The sequence below is a fragment of the Rhodoferax sp. TS-BS-61-7 genome, assembly GCF_002943465.1.
Classification (GTDB): Bacteria; Pseudomonadota; Gammaproteobacteria; order Burkholderiales; family Burkholderiaceae_C; genus Allorhodoferax.
This window is the reverse complement of record NZ_PTQY01000005.1, coordinates 211,714-230,938: the sequence shown is the minus strand read 5'-3', so window position 1 is coordinate 230,938 and position 19,225 is coordinate 211,714. Positions and strand designations below refer to the sequence as shown.

Genomic DNA, 19,225 nt, shown 5'->3' with positions numbered 1-19,225 from the left:
TCCTGGATCTCACGGGGCAAGGTGAATGCGGGACACGGGGATCAAGCGATCTTGAATCGGGACACCGACTGGCGCAGCTCTTCCGCCATGCGGGAGAGTTCACGCACTTGGTTGGCCGTGGCACGTGTACCTTCACCGGTCTGCTCGGTCACCGCAAAAATGTGCTGGATGTTGTCGGCCACCACGTTGGCCAAACCAGCTTCACGCGAAGCAGAGTTCGAAATCTGCTCAATCAGATCGGCCACGCGGCGTGACACACGGTCAATCTCGGTCAGCGCAGTACCTGCGTTATCGGACAACTTGGCCCCTTCCACCACACCCTGGGTAGAACGCTCCATCGCGCCGATAGCATCCTGTGTATCCGTCTGAATAGCCTTCACCAGTGCAGCAATCTGGCGCGTCGCATCGGCAGAACGCTCCGCCAAGCGCTGCACTTCTTCCGCCACCACGGAGAAGCCGCGACCCGCCTCACCGGCGGACGCAGCCTGAATGGCAGCGTTCAAAGCCAACACGTTCGTTTGTTCGGTAATGTCCGAGATCAGTTCGGTAATTTCACCAATCTCTTGTGAGGACTCGCCCAGGCGCTTGATGCGCTTGGAGGTTTCCTGGATCTGGTCACGGATGGAGTTCATACCGCCGATGGCGTTTTGCACCGCCTGCAATCCCGACTCGGCGGCTTGCAGCGATTGACGGGCTACGGCAGCAGACTCTTGCGCCTGGGCAGACACCTCGTTGATTCGACCAGCCATGTCCACCACGGACTTGCCGGTTTCACGAATCTCGTGCAGCTGCTCATTGGAGGCCGCCAACAATTCGGTCGACGTGGCATCCACATCGGCCGTCGTCTGGGCCACGCGGGCCGCCGTGTTTTGCACGTTGGACACCAGGGAGCGCAATTCTTCCACCGTGTAATTCACCGAGTCGGCAATAGCGCCGGTAATGTCTTCGGTCACCGTGGCTTCCTGGGTCAAGTCACCTTCAGCCACCGTCTGCAATTCGTTCATCAAACGCAAAATGGCCGCCTGGTTGGCATCGTTCACGCGTTTGGCTTCATGCTCCTGGCGCTCAGCTTCCAGACGCTGGTCTTCGGCCAGCACCTGGCGCTTGCGGCTGTCTTGCAGCTGCACATAAGACAGACCACCCGCGCACAACAGAGCAAACGCCGCCGCAGCCACCATGATGGCCAAGGATCCACCACTGATACCAGCTTGGCTGGACAACTTGGACTGCAACTCTTCCAAATTGCGACGCAAAGGCTCGCTGTCCGCAATAATCGCGCCCTGCGCTTCACGCGCAGATACCAGGCCCTGCAAGTTACCCAAAATGGCACCCGCTTGCACGCGGGTCTCTTCGTACATTTTGATCAGCGCTTCCAACTGCTCGCGGGTTGCAGGGTCTTTGGTCGCGGTCAAGCGCAGCTCGGTACTACCGGACAACAGGGCTTCAGAAATTTCCTTGAAGGTATTCAAGTCCTTACCCAGCAAAAACACCGCCTCTGGGCTCACGCCTTCGGCCGTCAAAAACTCATTGGACGACTTGCCGATACGCTGGGTCAACATCACCAATTGACCGACCGCAGAGATTTCCACGGCGGGCGCGTTTTGCTGCAGCTTCAAGGAAGCCACGGTTTCCGCAATTTCCAGCAAGTCGGAGGATTGGCGGTTGATCAAGCGCAGCGCGGAACCGATCTGCGTCAACATCTTCTGCTGACCCATCACGGCCTTGGCATTCTTCTCAGCCCGCTCCACCAGTGGCATCACTTTGCTCAACTCTGGGGCATAGGCTTCGTCCAGAGGATTAATGCGCATTTCGTCATCACCCGCCTGCAAACCATGGGCTGACTTGGCCAGAATGCCCGCACTTTCTGACACATCGGGAAAGGCCTGGGCACTTCCCACTACCGCCTGCGACACCGACTTGGCCAGACGCTGCGACTGCATCAAGGATTGGCCTGTTGCCCCCAGTTGCTGGGCCACGCGATCCGATTGACTCAACACAATGAACACCACAACCGCCAGCACCAGCAACGCGCCCCCCAGTAAAAAGGACAGCGTACGCTGGTGTTGCGACACCGTACGACGCCCCAGTCCCGGAACCGAAACCAGATCACCCTCGTTGCTTGCCAGCTCTTCATGCACCGCTTCTGGTGCACCCTGGGCCTGCAGCGGTGTATGTTGAGATTCCTGCACCGTCTCTTGGACCGCATCCACCGTCGCCTCGGGCATCGCCAGACTCAAACGCGAATCCAGCTCGGACTCCTGCGGCTTCTTGGAAAACAGATTTTTCAATTGATCGACAACAGACATGATGGGGCCTTACTGGTGAACTAAGCGCTGATGCTCAAAAACTGGGGGGTTTGGGACAGGGTACGCAAATTAATTTCTTGCCACTGCTCGCCGGCAGCATCAAAAAATTGATTGCCGAAGTACACAGGAGCATCCGCAGACGCGGGTTTGGAAGCGGTAAAGGCGTCCGGGCCACGCAGACCGGAGAGTACATCCACCTGGAGTGCGCAATTCACCTCCAGCAGAGCGTTGAAGGTCACGACACTCGGCTCGGCCACCGACGGCTCGGTGCGCGCATCACCACCACTAATGGCAATAAACCCCGCAAGATCCACAACCCCAAAAAGGCCGCCACGGATATTGAGCACCCCCCGAAACCAATCCAGCGCGTAAGGCACGGGCTGCAATTGCGTCAAGGGAACGATTTCACCCGACTGCCCTAAAGGAAACAGGTAGTTGTGTCCCCCGGCGCGAACAGCCAGCCAGGCCACCGACATACCCTCGGTACGGGCCGCCTGGAGGCGGCTTGCCAAGCGGGCTTGGAGTTCTCGGAGTGCTTCTCTGTTGGCCATGGATGGTGTGGATCAGTCCAGGGCCTTGATTTTTGCGAACAGCTCCGACGCATCGACGGGCTTGGTGATGTAGTCCTTGGCACCCTGGCGCATACCCCAGACGCGATCCGTCTCCAGACTCTTGCTGGTGCACATGATGATGGGGATTTCCGAATACTCGGGGGTGCGGTTGATGGCACGCGTGAGCTGAAATCCATTCTGACCAGGCATGACCACATCCATCAGAATCAAATGGGGCTTCTCTTCCGAGAGGCGCTTGAACGCTTCATCAGCATTCTCTGCAGACCGAACGGTAAATCCATTTTTTTGCAGCAACTCGGTTAGGAACATGAGTTCGGTTTTCGAGTCGTCAACGATCAATACTTTAGTTATAGCCATTAGATAGCTCCTTGCAAGACAGCACCAAACTGCTGCACTGCTTGCAACAACTGGTCTTTGGTAAAGGGTTTGGTCAAGTAGTCCTGGGCGCCGACCATGCGGCCACGCGCCTTGTCAAAGACACCATCCTTGGAGGACAGCATGACCACAGGAACCCCGGAAAACTTGGTGTTGCGTTTGATGATGGCGCAGGTCTGGTATCCGTCCAGACGGGGCATCAAGATATCGCAAAAAATCAGGTGCGGCTGGTAGTCGTTGACCTTGGCCAGCGCATCAAAGCCATCCTCGGCCAGCATCACCTCATGCCCACCCTGCTTGAGAAAAATCTCTGCACTGCGCCGTATGGTGTTGCTGTCGTCAATAACAAGAACTTTAAAGGTAGGTGCTGTGGTGCTCAAGGGGCTTTGCTCCAGTACTAGCGTGGACGGTCAGGATAGGTCAAATCCGCACCAGCGATGCAGCATCAGATCTGCACCATTTCAAAATCTTCTTTGCGTGCGCCGCACTCAGGACAGGTCCAGTTCATGGGCACATCGGCCCAGAGGGTGCCCGGTGCGATGCCATGGTCTGGCGCGCCCGTGGCTTCGTCGTAGATCCAACCGCAAATCAAGCACATCCAAGTTTTAGTATCGGTCACAGCTTAAGGGGCCTTCGAATAGAATGCAACGATTGTATAGAGCAGCTCTTGCGAAATTGCGGGCCGCCCGCTGAAAGTTCGCCATTCTGCCTGATGACAACTCCCAACACAGGCCCCTCAGATGTCGGCAACCCCCTCCCCCGTACTTGAAGAAGAAATCGACGATGACGGCCCCTCGGCCTGCGTCATGGCCTTCAACGCCAACGACCCCAGCGGCGGCGGCGGCACCTCCGCAGACCTCAGCGCGATCGCTTCCGTCGGTGCCCATGCACTCCCCGTCGTCACCGGGGTCTACGCCCGCGACACCTCAGAGATCGTGGACCACTTCCCTCTGGACGACGAGGCCGTGACCGAACAAGCCCGGGTGATTCTGGAGGACGTGCCCGCCCAGGTTTTCAAGGTCGGTTTTGTGGGCACCCCCGAGAACCTGAGCGCCATTGCCGAACTGGCATCCGACTATGCCGACGTGCCCTTGGTGGCCTACATGCCCGACCTCTCATGGTGGCAAGAAGACCAAATTGACCTGTACCAGGACGCTTGCACAGAGTTACTTTTGCCGCAGACCACAGTGTTGGTTGGAAACCACAGCACACTCGCGCGCTGGCTCTTGCCGGACTGGAGTTCCGACAAAAGCCCAAGCGCACGCGACATCGCCAAGGCCGCCAATGCCTTTGGTGTGCCCTACACCCTGGTCACCGGCATCCCGCTGCCCGACCAGTTCATCGACAACGTGCTGGCATCCCCCACCGCAGTTTTGTGCAGCGAGAAGTTTGAACGTTTCGAAGCCGTGTTTACCGGCGCGGGCGACACCTTGTCCGCCGCCCTGGCCGCCCTGATTGCCAGCGGCACCGAGCTCACCGAGGCGGTGACCGAGGCCCTAAGTTACCTGGACCGCTGCCTGGAAAGCGGCTTTCGCCCCGGCATGGGGCAGGTCATCCCGGACCGCCTGTTTTGGGCCCACCCAGAAACCGACGACGAAGACACCCCCGACGATGTGGACTTCGACCTGCCGCCACACGCCACACGCCACTGATCTCTCTTTTCCCTTCTTATGTCCATCGACCGCAACCAAACCCTCTTCGACCGCGCCAAACACGTCATCCCCGGCGGCGTGAACTCCCCCGTGCGCGCCTTCAAGGCCGTGGGTGGCACGCCCCGTTTTGTGCAGCGTGCCCAGGGCGCCTATTTTTGGGACGCCAATGGCAAGCGCCATATTGATTACATCGGATCCTGGGGCCCCATGATCCTGGGCCACGGCCACCCGGCGGTGCTGGAGGCCGTGCAAAAGGCCGCACTGGATGGCTTCTCCTTCGGCGCACCGACCGAGCGTGAAGTGGAACTGGCCGAAGCGATTCTGGAACGCGTGCCCAGCATGGACATGGTGCGCCTGGTCAGCAGCGGCACCGAAGCCGGTATGAGCGCCATCCGCCTGGCGCGCGGCGCCACCGGCCGCAGCAAGATTTTGAAGTTTGAAGGCTGCTACCACGGCCATGCCGATGCACTGCTGGTCAAGGCCGGCTCCGGCCTGGCCACCTTTGGCAACCCCACCAGTGCCGGCGTGCCGCCCGAGGTGGTGCAACACACGCTGGTGCTGGAGTACAACAACATCCAGCAACTGGAAGAAGCATTCGCGCTGCATGGCCAAGAACTCGCCTGCCTGATGATCGAACCAATCGCCGGCAACATGAACTTCGTACGTGCCAGCGTGCCCTTTATGCGGCGCTGCCGCGAGCTGTGCACCCAGTACGGCGCGCTGTTTGTGTTTGACGAGGTGATGACCGGCCTGCGCGTGGCCTTGGGCAGCGCCCAAAGCGTGTACGCCCGCAGCATCCCCGGCTTTGAGCCCGACATGACCGTGCTGGGCAAAGTCATCGGCGGCGGCATGCCACTGGCCGCCTTTGGTGGCAAACGCGCGGTGATGGAGCAGCTCGCACCACTCGGCCCGGTCTACCAGGCCGGCACCCTGTCGGGTAACCCCGTGGCCACGGCCTGCGGCTTGGCCACGCTCAAAGAAATTGGCAAACCCGGCTTCTACGAAGACCTGGGCCGCAAGACACAGCTGCTGATCAGCGGCCTGCAAGCCGAGGCCGACAAGGCCGGTGTGGACTTCTGCGGCGACAGCGAGGGCGGCATGTTCGGCTTCTTCCTGTTCAAGGAGTTGCCACAGAACTACGCCAAGGTGATGACCACCGACAACGCACGCTTCAACACCCTGTTCCACGGCCTGCTGGACCGCGGCGTCTACATTGCCCCGGCGCTGTACGAGGCCGGCTTTATGAGTGCGGCACACACTGATGCCGACATTGCAGAGACCGTGACCGCGGCGGCTGAAGTGTTTAAGTTGCTATCAAAATAGAAGCTTCTCGCGCATATCAAATAAGGGCTAGAGGCCAATTTGGCTCCTAGCCCTTATTTTTTATCTCAACGCCGAGGGCCTACCCGAGGGTTTTACTCGCCCACGTAGTTCTCGGGAAAGAAGTGGCGCTCGATCAGCTCGATCAGGATGTGCAGCACCTTGATGTGCAGCTCCTGCACACGGTCGGCATACGTACCACCTGGGGTGCATACGTACACATCACTCAGAGGCTCCAGCTTATCGCTGCGTTTGCCACTCAGGATGATGACTGTCATGCCCAGCGCCTTGGCGGCCTCGGCGGCCTTGATCACGTTTTTGCTGGTCCCGCTGGTGCTCAGCGCCACCAGGCAATCGCCGGGACGGCCATGGCCTTCGATGTAGCGGGCAAACACGTTGTCGTAGCCGTGGTCGTTGCCCACGCAGGTCAGGTGGCCGGCGTCACTGATGGCGGTGGCGCCCAGCGCCTTGCGGTCTTTGCGGTAACGGCCAGTCAGCTCTTCGGCAAAGTGCATCGCGTCACACATGGAGCCGCCGTTGCCGCAGGAGTAAACACGACCCTGCTTCTCAAACGTGGCAATCAGCAGCTGCGCCGCCTGCTCGACGGTCGCCAACGCGGCCGGGTTGGCCAGCAAGTTGGTTAATGCGGAGTGCGCCTCTTGCAGGCTGGAGGTGATGTGGTTTTGCATAACGCGCATTTTCCCCCAATCACTTCCCACGCTCCGCACACCCGCAGAACACACCTGCGCCCAAAGGGTGGATGGCACCCAATTTGCTATTAAAACAGGAGCTGCTTGCGCATACTCTACCTGGGCTAGAGACTCATTTGGCATAAAAAAGGCCGCCCGAGGGCGGCCTGTGCACGGCGGTTCCGGGCAATCCGGGTTAGTGGCGGAAGTGGCGCACGCCGCTGAACACCATGGACACGCCGCGTTCGTTGGCGGCGTCAATCACCTCTTGGTCGCGCATGGAGCCGCCGGGCTGGATGACGCAGGTGGCGCCCTGGTCGACCACTACGTCAAGACCATCACGGAACGGGAAGAAGGCGTCGCTGGCCACCACAGTGCCTGCCAGTGACAGGTTCGCGTGGCCGGCCTTGATGCTGGCGATGCGGGCCGAGTCCAGGCGGCTCATCTGGCCGGCGCCCACGCCCATGGTCATGCCGCCCTTGCAGAAGACGATGGCGTTGGACTTGACGTACTTGGCCACGGTCCAGGCGAACAGCAGGTCGTTCAGTTCTTCGGCGGTCGGTTGTTTGGTGGTCACGACTTTCAGGTCGCTCAACGCCAGCTCATGGTTGTCGGCGGTTTGCAGCAGGATGCCGGAGCCGATGCGTTTCATGTCCATGAGGTTGCGGCCCTGGTCCCACGCCGTCGATCCGCCCTTGGGCAGGTCAATTTGCAAAATGCGCACATTCACCTTGGACTTGAAGACCTCCAGTGCGGCAGGTGTGAAGCTGGGGGCCATCAACACTTCAACAAACTGTTTGGAGATTTGCTGGGCACCGGCTTCGTCCAACTCGCAGTTCAGCGCGATGATGCCGCCGAAGGCGCTGGTGGGGTCGGTCTGGAAGGCCTTGCTGTAGGCCTCCAGCGCGTGGGCTCCCACAGCCACGCCGCAGGGGTTCGCGTGTTTGACGATCACGCAGGCCGGGGTGTTGAAACTCTTCACACATTCCCACGCGGCATCCGCATCGGCAATGTTGTTGTAGCTCAGCTCTTTGCCTTGCAACTGCTTGGCGGTGACCAGCGAACCGGGCGCAGGGTACAGGTCGCGGTACAGCGCGGCCTGCTGGTGGCTGTTTTCGCCATAGCGAAGGTCTTGCACTTTGACGAAACGGCCATTGCTCTGGCCGGGGAACAGGTCCAGCGTGGGGGCCTTGTCGCCTGCGGGTACTGACTCGCCAATCTGGATGGCCGACAGGTAGTCGCTGATCGCACCGTCGTACTGGCTGATGCGGTTGAACGCGGCGATGGACAGGCCCAGCTTGGTCTTGTCGCTCACTTTGCCGTTGGCTTTCAGCTCGGCGATCACGGTGGTGTACTGGGCGGCGTCGGTCAGCACCGCCACGTCTTTCCAGTTCTTGGCGGCGCTGCGCACCATGGCGGGGCCGCCGATGTCGATGTTTTCGATCGCATCTTCCAGCGTGCAGCCGGCCTTGGCTACGGTGGCTTCAAACGGGTAAAGGTTCACCACGAGGAAATCGATGGTGTTGATGTCGTGTTCTTTCAAAGCCGCCATGTGTGCAGGAAAGTCGCGGCGCGCCAGCAGGCCACCGTGCACGCGCGGGTGCAGGGTCTTCACGCGGCCGTCCAGCATTTCGGGGAAGCCGGTCATCTCGGCCACTTCGGTCACAGGCAGACCTTTTTCGGCCAGCAGCTTGGCCGTGCCGCCGGTGGACAGGAGCTTGACGCCTTGGGCGTGCAGGGCCTGGGCGAGTTCGACGATGCCGGTCTTGTCGGAGACCGACAGCAATGCAGTGTGTTGTGCGTTCATGGTGCGGGGTAAAGTAAAAAGCAGAAAAGCGATTCACCAGCCCCGCGCCATGGCGGGGCCTGGCAGCGAGGGTTAAGAGAGCAGCTTGTGCTCGACCAGTTTTTTGCGCAAGGTGTTGCGGTTCAGGCCCAGCCACTGGGCCGCTTTGGATTGGTTGTGGTCGGCCTGGGCCATCACCACTTCGAGCAAGGGTTTCTCTACCGCGCGCACCAGCATGTCGTACATGCCATCAGGTTCGGTGCCGCCCAGGTCAGCGAAATACAACTCCAGGCTCGCGCGCACGCACTCATCAATGTGCTTCTTGCTCATGCTGCCAATTCCATCATGTCATGTCCCCTTGCCAGACTGGACGCGTGCCCCCGGCGCGGGATGCGGTCCATTTTTTCGTTCAGTTGATCCAAATAGTTTTCCACCGCCGCCACCTGTGCAGCACTGTCTTCGAGCAGGTTCATGCGCTGGCGGAAGTCTTCGCCCCCCGGCAGTTCGCGCAGGTACCAGCCAATGTGTTTGCGGGCCGAGCGCACACCGATGAACTCGTCGTACAGGCTGTAGTGGTCGTGCAGATGCTCGACCAGCAGACGTTTGACTTCACTCACCAGCGGTGGTGCAAGGTGCGTGCCAGTGGCCAGAAAATGCGCCACCTCGCGAAAGATCCAGGGGTAGCCCTGGGCGGCGCGGCCAATCATGATGGCGTCGGCGCCGGTGGCCTGCAGCACCTCGCGTGCTTTTTCGGGGCTGGTGATGTCACCATTGGCCACCACTGGGATCTTCAGCGCGGTTTTCACAGCGGCAATCGTGTCGTACTCGGCCGCGCCCTTGTAGCCCTGCTCACGCGTGCGGCCATGTACCGTCACCATCTGCACGCCCGCGGCCTCGGCCGCGCGCGCCAGCACCACGGCGTTCTTCTCGGCCTGGCACCAGCCGGTGCGCATCTTCAGCGTGACCGGCACGTTGCGCGGAGCGCAGGCCTCCACCACGGCTTCCACAATGTCGATGGCCAGTTGCTCGTCCTGCATCAGCGCGGAGCCGGCCCACTTGTTGCACACCTTCTTGGCCGGGCAGCCCATGTTGATGTCGATGATTTGCGCGCCGCGGTCAATGTTGTAGACGGCAGCCTCGGCCATCATGGCGGCCTCGGTGCCGGCAATCTGCACGGCAATCGGGCCGGGCTCACCGTCGTGGTTGGCGCGGCGGGAAGTCTTGAGGGTGTTCCACAGGTCTTTGCGCGAGGTGACCATCTCGCTCACCGCGTAGCCCGCGCCCAGGCGCTTGCACAGCTGCCGGAAGGGGCGGTCGGTCACCCCCGCCATGGGCGCGACAAAGAGGTGATTCGCCAACGCGAATGGACCGATGTGCATGGGCTGTGTGTGAAACGGGAGTGGCTTAAAAAGACAAGGGCCCCAGGACGTTGGGGCCGGCCTGCATTCTAACTGCCCAAAATTTCAGCAATTGAAATTCGCCTGCTGCAGCGCAGCGAAGCTGCACCCTGCCTATACTGCGCACGCCATGGACACCTGGATACCCAACCTGTTGAATCTGCTTGCGCTGCCCGAGTACAGCCTGGGCACCGTGTTTGTGGTGTCCTTCATCTCCGCCACGCTGTTGCCCATGGGGTCCGAGCCGGTGGTGTTCGGGCTGGTGCAGCTGAACCCCGACCTGTTTTGGCCCGTGGTGCTGGTGGCCACGGCGGGCAACACCCTGGGCGGCGCGGTGAGCTGGTGGATGGGGTATGGCGCACACCGTGTGGCCGACCACTATGGCAAAAGCGCACACCACCTGCGTGCATTGGACTGGCTGCGCAAGCTGGGCCCCAAAGCCTGCTTGCTGGCCTGGCTGCCTTTGGTGGGTGACCCGCTGTGCGCGGTGGCGGGTTGGCTCAAGCTGCCGTTCTGGCCCTGTGTGGCCTACATGGCGGTAGGCAAGCTGGCGCGGTACACCCTCATGACCGCCGCCCTTAGCGGATTGGCAACTCTTTGGTAAGCCGCACTAGATCTACGCAATTCGCTATTAATTCAATAGCTACTTGCGCAACATCCATGCCCCCTACCGCACCAAAACAAGTGCAGTCCCCAGCACGGTAAGCGCGGCACCCCACCAGGCGCCACGCGCGGGTGCACGCCCCAAGTGCCACCACAGCAAGGGCAGCACCAGCACGGGCGAGACGGACGACAGGATGCCCACCATGCCCACGTCGCCATAACGCAGGGCCAGCAAAATCAGGCTCATACCCAGCCCCATGCCAATCATGCCGCTCAGGGCCACCCAGGCCAGCACGCGGACTGACAGCGCGTTCTGCGTGCGCGCCACACCCACGCCCGCCCACAACAAAACCAGGTGCACCACACAGGTCGCGCCCACACGCACCACCGTGGCGGTGACCGGGTCCACACCGGCAGCCATGATGGGTTTGGCAATCAACGAGCCCAGTGCCTGGCACAGCGCAGCCAGCAGGCCCAGTGCCACACCCAGCGGCCAGTGACCGCGTGTGACTTCCAGCGCATGCGATTCGTTTTTGTGCGCGCCCAGCGCCACGGCCATCATCACGCCGCCCACCACCAGCGCACCACCCAACAGGGCCTGAGCGCCCATGCGCTCGTCCAGCACGGCAAAACCCAGCAGGGCACTGAAACAGGCATGGGTGGCAAACAACACGCCAGTGCGGCGCGGGCCCAGCCGGTTCATGGAGGCAAACAGCGCGGTGTCGCCCACAAAAATGCCTATCAAGCCGCTGAACGCCAGCACACCAAAGGAAGCCCAGGATAGCGTGTGCCAGCCCCCACTGAACACCACCACCGGCAGCAGCATGAGGAACACCAGCCCCATGCGCCAGCGCGTAAATGCAAACGCGCCCAGATGGCGCGCTTGCGGGGCCGAGAGCAGCCCGGTGACGGCCCAGCAGGCCGCAGCCCCCAGGGCCAGCCAGTCGTAGGACAGGGTCACGTTGTGGGGAAAAAGATGGCTTAGGAGCTGAACAGGAAGTTCATCACGTCGCCATCCTTGACGACGTATTCCTTGCCTTCGGCGCGCATCTTGCCCGCGTCTTTGGCGCCCTGCTCGCCCTTATTGGCGATGAAATCGTCAAACGCGATGGTCTGGGCACGGATGTAGCCTTTTTCGAAATCGGTGTGGATCACGCCGGCCGCTTGTGGCCCGGTGTCGCCCACATGGATGGTCCAGGCGCGCACTTCCTTCACACCGGCAGTAAAGTAGGTTTGCAGGCCCAGCAGCGTGTAGGCGGAGCGGATCAGGCGGTTCAAGCCCGGCTCGCTTTGCCCCAGCTCTTGCAGGAACTCGAGCCGGTCGGCATCTTCCATTTCCGACAGCTCGGCTTCGATCTTGGCGCAAATGGCCACCACGGGCGCGTTCTGCTTGGCGGCAAAGGCTTTCAGGCGGTCGAGGAAGGGGTTGTTCTCGAAGCCGTCTTCGGAGACGTTGGCCACAAACATCGCGGGTTTGGCGGTGATCAGAAAGAATTGCTTGAGCAGCGGCTGCTCTTCCTTGCTGAAGTCCAGTGTGCGCACGGGCTTGGCTTCGTTCAGCGCGGCCTGGCATTTCTCCAGAATCGCCACCAGCTTGATGGATTCCTTGTCGCCCGAGCGGGCCAGCTTGGTCACGCGGTGCAAGGCTTTCTCTACCGCACCCAAGTCGGCCAGGCACAGCTCGGTCTGGATCACTTCGATGTCGGCGATCGGGTCCACCTTGCCGGCCACGTGGATCACGTTGTCGTCTTCAAAGCAGCGCACCACGTTGATGGTGGCGTCGGTCTCACGGATGTGCGCCAGGAACTTGTTGCCCAGGCCTTCGCCGGTGCTGGCGCCGGCCACCAGGCCGGCAATGTCCACAAACTCCACAATCGCCGGCACGATGCGCTCGGGCGTGATGATGTCGGCCAACTGCTGCAGGCGCGGGTCCGGCACTTCCACTACGCCCACATTGGGCTCGATGGTGCAAAACGGATAATTTTCTGCAGCAATGCCCGCCTTGGTCAGGGCGTTGAACAGGGTACTTTTCCCTACATTGGGCAGGCCTACAATGCCACACTTCAAACTCATAACAAACCTCTAAAAACTGGGTGCCAAGTGTATGCCATACCTGCTTTTGCGCTTGATGCTGGCCCTGGCACTCGGCTTTGGCATGGGGTTGGCGCCTGTCTGGGCCGCCGCACCCGCAGTGCCAGAGACCCTGGTTTTGGGGGACGGCAACACGGCATTGGAGCTCACGGGTTCAGTGCCCACCTGGCTCGAAGGCGGCACGCGCGCCAGCATTGACGAGGTGGCCGCGGCCCCGCAGGCCTTTACCCCGGCATCGGCCCTGGCACGCCATGCCCTCAACGACGGCAATACCCTCTGGCTGCACCTGCGCCTGGTGCGCGCTGCCGGCAACACCGCGCACTGGACCCTGAATGTGCCCGCTCCTTTTGTGGACGCTGTCACGCTCTACCAGCGCAGCGACGCCAAGCAGTGGGTCGCCCAGTCGGCCGGCGACACGCTGCCCCAGACGCTGTGGAGCCGGCGCGGACTCTACCCCGAGTTCACCCTGGACCTGCCCAGCGGCGTGCCGCAAGATGTGTACTTGCAGGTGCGCAACTTCAAACATTTGAGCCTGCCGATACGCCTGGCCACAGCCCCGCTGCGTGACGGCCAGCGCCAACTCGAAAGCGTAGGCCTGGGCCTGGTGATCGGCACCCTGCTCACACTGGCCGCGCTGTCGGTCATCCGCCACTACGAGCACAAAAACCCGTTTGACCTCAAGGCCGCCTGGTACGGGCTGCTGGTCGCGATGTCGGTGGCGCAGGTCAATGGCGTGCTCAACGCTCTGCTGTGGAGCGCCTGGCCCACCTGGGCTGACTATGCCAACAGCATCCTGCCGCTGGTGGCCGTGGGCACATCGCTGCTGTTTGTGCGCAAGCTGTATGCGCTGTCCACCCACTTCCACCGTTACGACAAGGCGCTGGAAGTGATTGCCTGGGGCACCCTGGGCGCGGTGGTGGCGTATGTGCTGCTGGGGCGTGACATGGCGGATCGCATTGGCACCGTCGCCCTGCTGGTGGCCACCACCGCCGGCCTGCTGATCACGGTGATGAGCTGGCGCGGCGGCTCCACCATTGGTACCTGGCTGATGCTGGCCTATGTACCCCAGTTTCTCTGCCTGATGTGGCTGGTGGCCGAAGCCTTTGGCATGGTCACCACGCAGTGGGAAATGCGCTACTTCATGTCGCTAAGCGTGGCCCTGTCGGTCCCCACCCTCATTTACGCCCTGAGCCGCGCCACCCACGACCGCAAGGAAGTGGCCCTGCGCGCCGACCAGTTGCCCACGCAGGACGCCCTGACCGGGTTGCTGACCGCGCAAGCCTTTCAGAGCCATGTGGAAGACGCCTACCAGCGCGCCATTGGCACACGCGAACCCGTGGCCTTGGTCCTGGTAAGCGTGACCAACCTGGAGCGCATCCGCAGCACCATGGGCGACACCACGGCCGAGCAGTGCATGCTGCGGGCGGTGATCAAGCTGCACCGCATCTTGCGTGATGTGGACCCGGCGGCCCGCATTGGCACCGAACGTTTTGGCATGGTGTTGGAGGGCGTAGCCTCCCGCCAGGCACTGACCGAACGGCTGGTCAAGTTGGTGGCCTCGGGCCTGATTCCGCTGCAGGGGCTGCAGCCCGAAGTGACCCTGCAGTTCCAGGCCGCCTGCGTGTTGCTGCACGACAACCCGGTACCGCCCGAACGGGTGCTGGACGATTTGTCCGAGGTGCTGGCCGGCATTTCGCCACGCACGCGCCGCCCTATCCGGTTCCTGGAACCGGTGCCCACGCTGGCCGCGCCGCTGGCCCCACTGGCAGAGTCTGCATGACAGCGGGGACCGCACTGCGCAGCTGGTTTACGGGGTGTTTGCTCCTGTGCTGGGTTTGTGTGGGTGCGGCGCATGCACAAATTAATGCGCTGATCCTGTTGGACAGTGCCCATCCCAGCCTGCAGATTGGCGGCACCCTGGAGGTACTGACTGAAAGCGGCCCCAGTGCAGGCATCGACACGATCAGTAAAAAGTCTCGCGCCAGCTTTTCCCCCCTGCCTGCGGACCACCAATTTGGATTGCGCGACGAACGCACGCTGTGGATACGCCTGCGCTTGCAACGCGATGCCGGCGCGCCTGCCGACTGGACGCTGCACTTGCCACTGCCCTACCTGGACTACGCCGCCCTCTACCAACCCAACGCCAAGGGCGGCTGGAACCGACAACTGGCCGGCGATACCACGGCAGTGGCGCAATGGGACCACCCTTCGCTGTACCCAGACTTTGCCATCACCCTGCCCGAGCAAGGCGTGCACGAGGTGTACCTGGAAGTACGCAACTTCAAATCCGCCATGCTGCCCCTGCGCCTGGCCACCAAAAGCGTGCGCGACCGGCAGCAGGAGCTGGAGAACCTGGGCCTGGGCACCTTGATGGGCATGCTGCTCATGTTGGTCGGGGGGTGTGCCATCCACTACCTGCAAAGCCGCAGCGCAGTCGATGGCTGGTATACCGGCTACGCCGTGCTGGTGTCCCTGGTCACCACCAATGCCACAGGCCTCTCGGGTATGTGGTTGTGGCCCACCTCTCCCCTGTGGTCCAACTATGCCCACATGGCCCTGCCCGTATTGGGCGTGGGCGGCACACTGCTGTTTGTGCGCCACCTGTCCTCGCTGGACGTGGGTTACCCGCGTTTGGCCAAAGGGCTATACGCCTGCGGTCTGGCGTCCATGCCCATTGCACTGCTCACCGCTGCCATCGACCGCCAAATTGCTGACTACTTCAACTCGGTCTACCTGACCGCTGGCCCCATCCTCACCGTCATGTGCACCGCACTGACCTGGCGACGCGGCTATGCCGTGAGCAAATGGCTGTTCATGGCCTATGTGCCGCAGGCCCTGGCGGTGTTGGTGCTGGTGGCGCAGATGTGGCACCTGATTCCCGACTGGTGGCAAACACGTTACATGCTGGTGCTGGCCATCGCCATCACCGTACCTTTGTTGCAGCAGGCCCTGCATACCCGCATCCGTGAACGCCGCGAGGCCGAGGAACGTGCCAAGGCCCTGCCTACCCAAGACGCGCTGACTGGCTTGCTGACGGCGCCGCTGCTGCAACAGCAGGTGGCGCACGCCGTAAACCGGGCTCGGCACGACGGCGAGCCCTCGGCCATCGTGCTGGTGGATGTGGTGAATTTCAAATTCCTGCGCGAATCCTACGGCGACGCTGTGGCCGAACAGTGCCTGCTACGTGCCGCCGTCAAGCTGCACCGCGTGCTGCGCGATGTGGACCCGGCTGGCCGCCTGGATACGGCCCGCTTTGGCCTGGTGCTGGATGGTGTGACCGACCGCCAGGTGCTGACCGAGCGCATGGTGCGCCTGATTGCATCCGGTCTGATCCCGCTGCCCGGCCTCAAACCCGAGGTGACCTTGCAGTTCCACGTGGCCTGCGTGCTGCTGCACGAGGTCATTCCCTCGGCCGACAGCATTCTGGAAGAGCTGGGCAATGTGCTCGAAGGCATCTCGCCGCGCACGCGCCGCCCCATCCGTTTTCTGGAAGCGCCACACACCGAACCCGCCCCCCTGTCCTCGCTGCACTCCCGGCATGGCGCCAGCAGCGAAATGCCGACTCAACCGAACGCGTAGTCGCCGCGCACGGCCTGGCCCACCCGCAGCACGGTGCCGGCGCCATGGGTCACGATGGCGTTCATGCCAAAGGTAATGGCACCATTCACCCGCGCATCCTGGCGGTAGGCCTGCAGGGCATCCCCCACGCCAGGGTGGCTCTCGGCTGTCGCCGGGTCGATGTTCGGAATCGGGCAGCGCGCACAGGGCTTGACCAACTGCAGGCCGGCGAGCACGGCACCGTCTTCGGTCAGACACTCCAGCGGGCCCAGGTGGTCTTCGTCATGCGGCAGCAGGCCGCTGAGCACCACATTGGGCCGAAAGCGATCCATACCCACCGCCGGGTGGCCCTGGGCCGCCAGTCGGGTGTTGAGTTCGTCCATGGCACTGTCGGTGGTCACCAGCACCGGGTAACCGTCGGCAAACTGGGTGCTGGCGGCCACACCGCCGGTCCATTTCGTGCTGCAGGCGCGCTGCGCGGCGGGGTCAAAGCGCACCAGGCGCTGGGCTGGCGCGCCCAGAAACGTCTGCAGCCACTGGGCCGCCTCTGGCCCCATGTCCAGCGCGTCCACCACGTCGTCCCAGACCTGCACACGCAGACTGGGGCCACCCGCCTGCAGCGACACGCGTAACTGCGGCATGCCGGGCACCTGCAGCAGCAGCGCGTCAGGCGTGAGCTGCGGGTGAATCAGCGCCATACGTGCACATTCCCGCTGGCTCACAAACAGGCCCTCCGCGTCCACCACCATCCAGTAGCGGTCCCACTGCAGGCCGGTGTCCAGCAGCACCGCCTCGGTCACGGCCACTCCGGCGCAAGATTTCACCGGGTAAATCATCAGCTGGGCAATCTGCCCCAACACATCGCTGGCACCTTCACTCATCGGGGTCTTCCTGTTGCGGTCAAAGGGGCATGGTACCCGGCCTCCTACAATGGCCGCATGGCTTCTTCTTACGACATTGGCATCCGCGGCGCAGGCATTGTGGGGCGCACCCTGGCCCTGCATTTGGCAGCCAAACGGCTGCGCGTAGCGCTGTACGCGGCGCCCTCCACCCCGGCCGAGTCCGATGTGCGCGCCTACGCGCTGAACCAGCCCGCACGTGCGCTGCTAGAAGGTGTGCGCTGCTGGCCCGAGGCAGCCCAAGCTACGCCGGTGCTGCGCATGGAAGTGCATGGCGACCAGGGTGGCGAAGTGGCCTTTGATACCGCCCTGCAGGGCACGGACGCACTGAACTGGATCGTGGACGTGCCTGCACTGGAGGCCCAACTGGCCGAGGCAGTGCGTTTTCAACCCCTCATTGAAGTGGTGGACACCCCACCCCAAGCCACCCTCACCGTGGTGTGCGAAGGCCGGGCCAGCCGCACGCGCGAAGAACTGGGCGTGGACTTTGACGTCACGCCCTACGGCCAATGGGCGCTGGCCGCCCGCGTGACCTGCGCCCAGGGCCACGGCCAGGTGGCACGGCAGTGGTTCTCGCAGGGTGAGATCCTGGCCTTTCTGCCCATGGGTGGGCCGGATGGGAACTTATGCGCCGTGGTGTGGTCAGTCTCTCCAGACCGGGCCACTGCCCTGCAAGCCGCTACCGATATGGAATTTACCGATGCCCTGCAAGCCGCCAGCCACGATGCCCTGGGTGCCGTGACGCTGGAGAGCGCACGCAAAGTGTGGCCGCTGCAACATGCGCTGGCACGCCGCTGGAGCGGCCAATTCGCCCAAGCCAGCGCCACCGGTGCCTGGGTGCTGGCCGGCGACGCCGCCCACAATGTGCACCCGCTGGCCGGCCAGGGCCTGAACCTGGGCCTGGGCGATGTGGCCGAGCTGGTGCGTGTGCTGGACACCCGCCCCTACTGGCGCAGCGTGGCCGACCCCAAACTGCTGCGCAGCTACGAGCGCGCCCGCAAGGCCGACTTTGCCTTGGTAGGCGGCACGGGCGATGCCCTGCAACAACTGTTTGCCCACCCCCACGCAGCAGCGGCCGGCCTGCGCAACTGGGGCATGCAACGCTTCAATGCCAGCGGCCTGCTCAAACATTGGGTAGCGCGACGTGCCATGGGCGCCGCACACCTGTAATCCATTCCCTCACCACGAGACCTAAGCTGTGAAACTCTCCACCTCTCTTCTGGCCGCCGCACTGGCCCTTTGCACCCTGGGCAGCAACCTGCACGCCCAAGAGGCCGCTATCCGTGCCAACATCGGCAAACGCATTCCGCAGCTCAAAGAGATTGACGAGGTGCGCAAGACCAATATCCCCGGCATCTACGAAATCCGCGTGAATGGTGCTGAGGTCTACTACACAGACGCCAGCGGCGACCACCTCTTCCAGGGCAACCTGTTTTCCACCAAAGGCAAGGAACTGCGCAACCTGACCGAGGAGCGCATCAACAAACTCACCGCCGTCAAGTTCGACAGCCTGCCCTTCAAGGACGCCTTCACCATCGTGCGGGGCAATGGCCAGCGCAAGGTGGCGGTGTTTGAAGACCCCAACTGCGGCTACTGCAAACGCTTTGAGCGCGACCTGCAGAAGGTCGACAACGTCACCATCTACATGTTCCTCTACCCCATCCTGGGTGCAGACTCCACCGAAAAATCCAAGGCCATCTGGTGCGCCAAGGACAAGGTCACCGCCTGGCAAGACTGGATGCTGCGCGACCAGGCCGCCCCGACCGCGGCTGCCATGTGTGACGTGAGCCCGCTGGCGCGCAATGTGGAATTTGGCAAAACCTACCGCATCAACGGCACACCCACACTGATCTTCCAGGATGGCAACCGTGTGCCCGGCGCCATTGACGCACCGCAAATCGAGAAACACCTGGCTGCGGCCAAGGGCTAAGACCAACGCAGCACCCAGGGGCCGCAGATCGGCCCCCTTCCACTCCT

The 19,225-nt window shown here is 62.4% G+C and carries 19 protein-coding genes; 7 read left to right on the top strand and 12 right to left on the bottom strand.

All coding sequences use genetic code 11. The features are described 5' to 3' along the window. Positions 1-41: 41 nt before the first annotated feature. From C5F53_RS14805 to C5F53_RS14785, 5 genes are all read right to left on the bottom strand, one after another. Positions 42-2,306, bottom strand: coding sequence for a methyl-accepting chemotaxis protein (locus C5F53_RS14805; protein ID WP_105262148.1), 2,265 nt, complete (start codon positions 2,304-2,306; stop codon positions 42-44). A 20-nt stretch (positions 2,307-2,326) separates the two neighbouring features. After that, positions 2,327-2,857 (bottom strand): chemotaxis protein CheW, encoded by a 531-nt coding sequence (locus C5F53_RS14800; RefSeq protein ID WP_105262147.1) that lies wholly within the window; start codon positions 2,855-2,857, stop codon positions 2,327-2,329. A 12-nt stretch (positions 2,858-2,869) separates the two neighbouring features. Further along, positions 2,870-3,235, bottom strand: coding sequence for a PleD family two-component system response regulator (locus tag C5F53_RS14795; RefSeq protein WP_105262146.1), 366 nt, complete (start codon positions 3,233-3,235; stop codon positions 2,870-2,872). Further along, on the bottom strand, positions 3,235-3,633 hold the full coding sequence (locus tag C5F53_RS14790; protein WP_105262145.1) for a PleD family two-component system response regulator: 399 nt from the start codon (positions 3,631-3,633) through the stop codon (positions 3,235-3,237). The genes C5F53_RS14795 and C5F53_RS14790 overlap by 1 nt, the downstream gene beginning before the upstream one ends. A gap of 65 nt (positions 3,634-3,698) precedes the next feature. After that, complete coding sequence (locus C5F53_RS14785) at positions 3,699-3,851, bottom strand: rubredoxin (protein WP_370446738.1); 153 nt, start codon at positions 3,849-3,851, stop codon at positions 3,699-3,701. A gap of 142 nt (positions 3,852-3,993) precedes the next feature. Between C5F53_RS14785 and C5F53_RS14780 the strand changes: the two genes are divergently transcribed. Then, positions 3,994-4,905 (top strand): bifunctional hydroxymethylpyrimidine kinase/phosphomethylpyrimidine kinase, encoded by a 912-nt coding sequence (locus tag C5F53_RS14780; RefSeq protein ID WP_105262144.1) that lies wholly within the window; start codon positions 3,994-3,996, stop codon positions 4,903-4,905. 18 nt (positions 4,906-4,923) lie between these two features. After that, a complete protein-coding gene (gene hemL, locus C5F53_RS14775; protein ID WP_105262143.1) occupies positions 4,924-6,228 on the top strand; it encodes a glutamate-1-semialdehyde 2,1-aminomutase in 1,305 nt (434 codons plus the stop codon). A 92-nt stretch (positions 6,229-6,320) separates the two neighbouring features. Here hemL and C5F53_RS14770 read toward each other — a convergent pair whose 3' ends face one another. The 4 genes from C5F53_RS14770 to dusB form a co-directional block, all read right to left on the bottom strand. Then, entirely contained in the window at positions 6,321-6,914 is a 594-nt protein-coding gene (locus C5F53_RS14770; protein WP_105262142.1) for an SIS domain-containing protein, read from the bottom strand. A 196-nt stretch (positions 6,915-7,110) separates the two neighbouring features. Further along, positions 7,111-8,721, bottom strand: a complete 1,611-nt coding sequence (gene purH, locus C5F53_RS14765) for a bifunctional phosphoribosylaminoimidazolecarboxamide formyltransferase/IMP cyclohydrolase (RefSeq protein WP_105262141.1) — start codon at positions 8,719-8,721, stop codon at positions 7,111-7,113. A 72-nt stretch (positions 8,722-8,793) separates the two neighbouring features. After that, positions 8,794-9,030, bottom strand: a complete 237-nt coding sequence (locus C5F53_RS14760; protein WP_105262140.1) for a Fis family transcriptional regulator — start codon at positions 9,028-9,030, stop codon at positions 8,794-8,796. Then, on the bottom strand, positions 9,027-10,079 hold the full coding sequence (dusB, locus tag C5F53_RS14755; protein ID WP_105262139.1) for a tRNA dihydrouridine synthase DusB: 1,053 nt from the start codon (positions 10,077-10,079) through the stop codon (positions 9,027-9,029). The genes C5F53_RS14760 and dusB overlap by 4 nt, the downstream gene beginning before the upstream one ends. A gap of 148 nt (positions 10,080-10,227) precedes the next feature. Here dusB and C5F53_RS14750 point away from each other — a divergent pair, with 148 nt between their 5' ends. Then, positions 10,228-10,701: a YqaA family protein gene (locus C5F53_RS14750; RefSeq protein WP_105262274.1), complete on the top strand. Its 474-nt coding sequence runs from the start codon at positions 10,228-10,230 to the stop codon at positions 10,699-10,701. A gap of 63 nt (positions 10,702-10,764) precedes the next feature. On the opposite strand, the gene C5F53_RS14745 is transcribed toward C5F53_RS14750, so the two are convergent. Further along, a complete protein-coding gene (locus C5F53_RS14745) occupies positions 10,765-11,661 on the bottom strand; it encodes a DMT family transporter (protein WP_105262138.1) in 897 nt (298 codons plus the stop codon). Positions 11,662-11,681: 20 nt separating this feature from the next. Continuing rightward, on the bottom strand, positions 11,682-12,773 hold the full coding sequence (gene ychF, locus C5F53_RS14740) for a redox-regulated ATPase YchF (RefSeq protein WP_105262137.1): 1,092 nt from the start codon (positions 12,771-12,773) through the stop codon (positions 11,682-11,684). A gap of 31 nt (positions 12,774-12,804) precedes the next feature. Between ychF and C5F53_RS14735 the strand changes: the two genes are divergently transcribed. Continuing rightward, complete coding sequence (locus C5F53_RS14735; RefSeq protein ID WP_105262136.1) at positions 12,805-14,571, top strand: 7TM-DISM domain-containing protein; 1,767 nt, start codon at positions 12,805-12,807, stop codon at positions 14,569-14,571. Then, entirely contained in the window at positions 14,568-16,370 is a 1,803-nt protein-coding gene (locus tag C5F53_RS14730; protein WP_105262135.1) for a 7TM diverse intracellular signaling domain-containing protein, read from the top strand. Before C5F53_RS14735 ends, C5F53_RS14730 begins: the two co-directional genes overlap by 4 nt. Here C5F53_RS14730 and C5F53_RS14725 read toward each other — a convergent pair. Next, the gene (locus C5F53_RS14725; RefSeq protein WP_105262134.1) at positions 16,355-17,230 is read right to left on the bottom strand and encodes an MOSC domain-containing protein; all 876 of its coding nucleotides are present in this window, start codon (positions 17,228-17,230) and stop codon (positions 16,355-16,357) included. The two genes, C5F53_RS14730 and C5F53_RS14725, sit on opposite strands and share 16 nt — an antisense overlap. A 57-nt stretch (positions 17,231-17,287) precedes the next feature. On the opposite strand from C5F53_RS14725, the gene C5F53_RS14720 reads away from it, so the two are divergent. Next, positions 17,288-18,418, top strand: a complete 1,131-nt coding sequence (locus C5F53_RS14720) for an FAD-dependent monooxygenase (RefSeq protein WP_105262133.1) — start codon at positions 17,288-17,290, stop codon at positions 18,416-18,418. 28 nt (positions 18,419-18,446) lie between these two features. Next, a complete protein-coding gene (locus tag C5F53_RS14715; RefSeq protein WP_105262132.1) occupies positions 18,447-19,178 on the top strand; it encodes a DsbC family protein in 732 nt (243 codons plus the stop codon). Positions 19,179-19,225 lie beyond the last annotated feature (47 nt).